We start from the raw sequence: 868 nt of genomic DNA, 5'->3' as shown, positions 1-868 counted from the left end.
GAGTGGGGGATAACGTAGCGAAAGTTACGCTAATACCGCATACGATCTAAGGATGAAAGTGGGGGATCGCAAGACCTCATGCTCGTGGAGCGGCCGATATCTGATTAGCTAGTTGGTAGGGTAAAAGCCTACCAAGGCATCGATCAGTAGCTGGTCTGAGAGGACGACCAGCCACACTGGAACTGAGACACGGTCCAGACTCCTACGGGAGGCAGCAGTGGGGAATTTTGGACAATGGGCGAAAGCCTGATCCAGCAATGCCGCGTGAGTGAAGAAGGCCTTCGGGTTGTAAAGCTCTTTTGTCAGGGAAGAAACGGTGAGAGCTAATATCTCTTGCTAATGACGGTACCTGAAGAATAAGCACCGGCTAACTACGTGCCAGCAGCCGCGGTAATACGTAGGGTGCAAGCGTTAATCGGAATTACTGGGCGTAAAGCGTGCGCAGGCGGTTTTGTAAGTCTGATGTGAAATCCCCGGGCTCAACCTGGGAATTGCATTGGAGACTGCAAGGCTAGAATCTGGCAGAGGGGGGTAGAATTCCACGTGTAGCAGTGAAATGCGTAGATATGTGGAGGAACACCGATGGCGAAGGCAGCCCCCTGGGTCAAGATTGACGCTCATGCACGAAAGCGTGGGGAGCAAACAGGATTAGATACCCTGGTAGTCCACGCCCTAAACGATGTCTACTAGTTGTCGGGTCTTAATTGACTTGGTAACGCAGCTAACGCGTGAAGTAGACCGCCTGGGGAGTACGGTCGCAAGATTAAAACTCAAAGGAATTGACGGGGACCCGCACAAGCGGTGGATGATGTGGATTAATTCGATGCAACGCGAAAAACCTTACCTACCCTTGACATGGCTGGAATCC

General features: G+C 52.0%; 1 rRNA gene. It reads left to right on the top strand.

Going from position 1 to position 868, the window contains the following annotated elements:
- Window positions 1–868: ribosomal RNA gene (locus tag KO538_RS29005) — 16S ribosomal RNA — on the top strand; the annotation flags it as partial.

This window comes from Janthinobacterium sp. NKUCC08_JDC (genome assembly GCF_019345575.1).
In the GTDB taxonomy this organism is placed as follows: domain Bacteria; phylum Pseudomonadota; class Gammaproteobacteria; order Burkholderiales; family Burkholderiaceae_D; genus Janthinobacterium; species Janthinobacterium aestuarii.
Note: the sequence above shows the minus strand (reverse complement) of the source record. Positions and strands in the feature narration are given on the sequence as shown.